We start from the raw sequence: 3,795 nt of genomic DNA, 5'->3' as shown, positions 1-3,795 counted from the left end.
ATTCATGACGACAGAGGACATCGCAAGTTACTCAAAAACTTTTCAAGCGAGGCTGAGGCGGAAGCGTATCTGCGCGAGTTAATTGAGAAATGGGAACCTTCTAAAAAGGCTGACGGGAAACACAAAAAATCACACCGATCCAAGCACGTCAAATGAACTCACAGATATGACAGCAGTATCATAAATTAGCAAAGACATCCGCTTAAATCGTAATGAAAGGAAGTAATAGGATGACACGACTGTATGATAAATCAATAGAATATCGTATCCTGTTTGCAGTGCATATTAGTCATGATTATTCGGATTCTGATGTTTTGGTCGGTATTTCCCAAAGAGGTAATCTGCTATGTATTACAAAATGCGTCGTTTCTTCTTCTGGTGCCATAGGTTCTGAAACAGCAGTTCATAACCTCAGCAAAGCGGAATATCGTGAACTACTTGAGAAATCTAAAAATAATGGCCTTCTGCAGGAATCAATCGATAAAGGTAGGATCACATTAAAAGAAGCAGTAATGCTAGGTAATGAATGATTTTGTTCATTAGAAATTAATCAATATGATTGGAGCTTATTATGAAAGTTGAGGAATATTATTGTCTTACACTGGATACTGCTTGTGCACCCAATTATACACCTGATCCAGCAGATCGTTGTATTCAGGCATATTATGCTCTCAATAATGACGTGATCCTGATAGGCGGATCTGATCCATGGCTTATCTATTGGCTTTCGGTTACGAAGCTGGATACTGATGCAATAAATCGTCAGATCGTTGACTATGTTTTACATATGGAACCGACTGTTTTTGGGCATAGATCTAATGTTTTAGAAAAAACGGAATATACGGAGGAACAGCTCAGATCGTTCTATTCTGCGACTGTGAAGCAGGAAGATGATATTATTGGACAACTGAAGGCAGCAAAACAACGTTGCAGAAGACTTGAAGCGGACGGAAAGTTGATTCCGAAAATAAAACAGCATCGGAGACTGTTGACAGGGAACGTTTGGGGAGCGGCAGATTTTTATCGAAAAAATGAGAAACTGATTACACGGCTGAAATCTATGAAGTATCTGTACTGTTCTGACGACCCTAAGGTCAGAGAATTGTATGAACAACTTGACCAATGCTGCGCAAATCTTTATAACGCTTATATGAGTGAGGCACGAGGGTGAATAAGTTTGAATCCCCATACTACTGAATCACTGATGATGCGAGCATATGGAAAGGAGTATAGGTACTTATGAAATACGAACCGATGCTGAAGTATCTGCTTTACTATGATGATATTGTCATTCAGGTGCATCACAATCCCGATGCTGATGCAATCGCTTCCGGATTTGCGCTTTGTCGCTATCTGGAAAAAAATGGAAAAAAGCCACGTTTCATTTATGCCGGAGAACGCAAAATCAGCAAACCAAATATGCTCATCATGCTGAACAAGCTTGGCATTCAAATCAGCCATGTCAAAAACCTGAACGAAAACGGCGCTCTCCCTCAACTTCTGATTACGGTTGACTGCTTTCACGGAGAAGGAAATGTCGGCAGCTTTACAGCAGAAAACATCATTGTCATCGACCACCACCGACTTCCGGATGGAAAGACTGTTCCAGAACATTCAGTTATCAAAGAACATTACGGAAGCTGTGCGGCTGTAATCTATGAGCTGTTCAAAGAGGTAGGCTATGACCTCAACGAGGAACAAAACATTGCAACGGCACTCTATTACGGCTTATATATGGACACGGTTGGCCTTTCGGAGATAAGTGAGCCAATGGACCGAGAGCTACGCGATACCGCAAACTATAACAAAGCGCTCATCCGACTGCTTATGAATACAAATCTGACAGAGGAGGAGCTAGGTATCATTGGCAAAGCGCTCAGTGCTTGCCAATACTACCCGCATCCCGACAACTCTGCAGTATCAGATGATCCCTCTCTTCCAAATCAGCAAACCGCATATACCATCGCAGACAACTGCGACCCGAATCTCCTCGGCATCATCTCCGATACTCTGATTCAGGTAGATATGGTTTCAGACTGCGTTGTCTGCTGTCCATATCATACTGGGTACAAGATTTCCGTCCGCACTTGTACAGATTCTGTCAAGGCGCCGGATCTTGCATCATTTATTACCTACGGTTATGGCGGAGGCGGCGGACATGACAACAAAGCAGGAGGCTGTATTGACTATCAAAGCTCGCTGCCGAAGGACATTATGACTTTTATTGCCGACCGCATCCGTGATTTCTTTACAAAGCCCGATGTCATTTACGCTGGCAGAGAACATTGTTGTTTATCCGATGCAAAACGTTTCCGGAAAAAGGAATTTATTTTGGGCTATGTTCCAACAACAATACTCTCGCCTGACGGAGATAATATAAACATTCGGATGCTTGAGGGAGATATTACAGTGACACCCGATCCAGACATCTATCTTATGGTCGGTGTAATCGGAGAGGTTTATCCCATCAAACGTGATAAATTCGAAAAAAAATATATTGATTGTGACAGAAAACCAGATGTGTCTTCTTATTATTATCCACCTTCTGCACTGATCGGTCATAAAAAAACAAACAGACACCTCACGGAATATCTGCGCGGGTGCAAGGCATCCGGAAAGACCGAAATATATGCCGTGAAGCTGAATAATTTTACGAAGCTATATTCTCTCTGGGATCAGGAGCATTATATGTACGGCAACATCGGTGATTATCTGGCACATCCTGCACATGATTCAAATGATCTCTATATCATACGTGGAGATATCTTTGAACTAACATATGAAGGCTGCTGAATCCATGGTTCTGCTTACAAAGTATAAGCCCTAAATTGGCACATTTATTTGTGATAATTGTCATTTTTCCATTCGTTTCATCACCGTTGCTGCTGTTTGCATTGAAACAACTACATAACTATACAAAGAAAAGAAAATCGATATTGAAATATAACGAAGGCGAATTTAGGAAAGGATAAGTGCTCACTAAGAAGAATATATAGCCAAATCTTCATTCCGATGCTAGGTATGGATCGTGCTCTGCAAAAAAAGAAGTATCAGATCATCGGAGACAAAAGAATACGCACAAACAAACCTAAGATTTATGCCTGTACACATGTAGGAAGTACGGATATCTCTGTTTTCTATGAAGCACTCAAAGATCACTGCTACTGGTTCTGGGGCGACATAGGAGAGTATTACAGGAAAATTGACGGATTGCTTGTATGGCTAAACGGCGCTGTATTTGTTAATACACGGGATAAACAAAACCGCAGGAATGCACGAAACACTGCGATCAAAGTTTTGAATAAAGGCGGAAACATTCTGATATTTCCGGAAGGTACATGGAATATCACAGAGAACAAGCCAGTCATGCATCTGTATACAGGTGCTGTTGAAATGGCGATCGAATCCGGTGCAGATATTATCCCAGTAGGTATCGAACTTTACGGAAATACATTTTATATCAATATTGGCAGAAATATCAGCAGCAGAAATATGAAGACAGATTCCAAACAACAAAATACTGAGAAGCTTCGCAGTGCTATGGCTTCACTCAAATGGGCGATATGGGAGCATCAGAGACAGTCATCCCGTGCTGCACTACCGAACAATATATCTGAGCTATGGCAGAAACATATCCAAAAAATGTGTGACGAGGTTGATTTCCCTATTGAAGAAGTTTATCGCACAATGTACGCCTACAAGCCTGATCTTGAACTGAGTCAAGTAAAAAAGAATTAGCATCAATTGTTATGTGCAGGGAAAACGCTTTCCTGTATAGCAATAGGAATCACGATT

General features: G+C 41.3%; 4 protein-coding genes. All 4 read left to right on the top strand.

Translation table 11 applies throughout. The annotated features are described in order from the left end of the window. Window positions 1-230 precede the first annotated feature (230 nt). Window positions 231-530: a hypothetical protein gene (locus J6U00_RS02800; RefSeq protein ID WP_296578552.1), complete on the top strand. Its 300-nt coding sequence runs from the start codon at window positions 231-233 to the stop codon at window positions 528-530. 41 nt (window positions 531-571) lie between these two features. Beyond that, a complete protein-coding gene (locus J6U00_RS02795) occupies window positions 572-1,171 on the top strand; it encodes a hypothetical protein (protein WP_296578549.1) in 600 nt (199 codons plus the stop codon). 68 nt (window positions 1,172-1,239) lie between these two features. Beyond that, a complete protein-coding gene (locus J6U00_RS02790) occupies window positions 1,240-2,793 on the top strand; it encodes a DHH family phosphoesterase (protein ID WP_296578543.1) in 1,554 nt (517 codons plus the stop codon). 228 nt (window positions 2,794-3,021) lie between these two features. Next, window positions 3,022-3,738 carry a lysophospholipid acyltransferase family protein gene (locus J6U00_RS02785; RefSeq protein WP_296578540.1) on the top strand — a complete coding sequence of 239 codons (717 nt, stop codon included), beginning with the start codon at window positions 3,022-3,024 and terminating at the stop codon, window positions 3,736-3,738. The last annotated feature ends 57 nt before the right edge of the window (window positions 3,739-3,795 follow it).

The organism is Ruminococcus sp., from assembly GCF_017650195.1.
GTDB lineage: Bacteria > Bacillota > Clostridia > Oscillospirales > Ruminococcaceae > Ruminococcus.
The sequence above is the reverse complement of the archived record's forward strand: the minus strand, read 5'-3'. Positions and strand labels throughout refer to the sequence as shown.

What these genes read in the sequence shown, in the direction of transcription:
- J6U00_RS02800 (WP_296578552.1), top strand. Translation starts at nt 231, where the DNA reads ATGACACGACTGTATGATAAATCAATAGAATATCGTATCCTGTTTGCA.
- J6U00_RS02795 (WP_296578549.1), top strand. Translation starts at nt 572, where the DNA reads ATGAAAGTTGAGGAATATTATTGTCTTACACTGGATACTGCTTGTGCA.
- J6U00_RS02790 (WP_296578543.1), top strand. Translation starts at nt 1,240, where the DNA reads ATGAAATACGAACCGATGCTGAAGTATCTGCTTTACTATGATGATATT.
- J6U00_RS02785 (WP_296578540.1), top strand. Translation starts at nt 3,022, where the DNA reads ATGGATCGTGCTCTGCAAAAAAAGAAGTATCAGATCATCGGAGACAAA.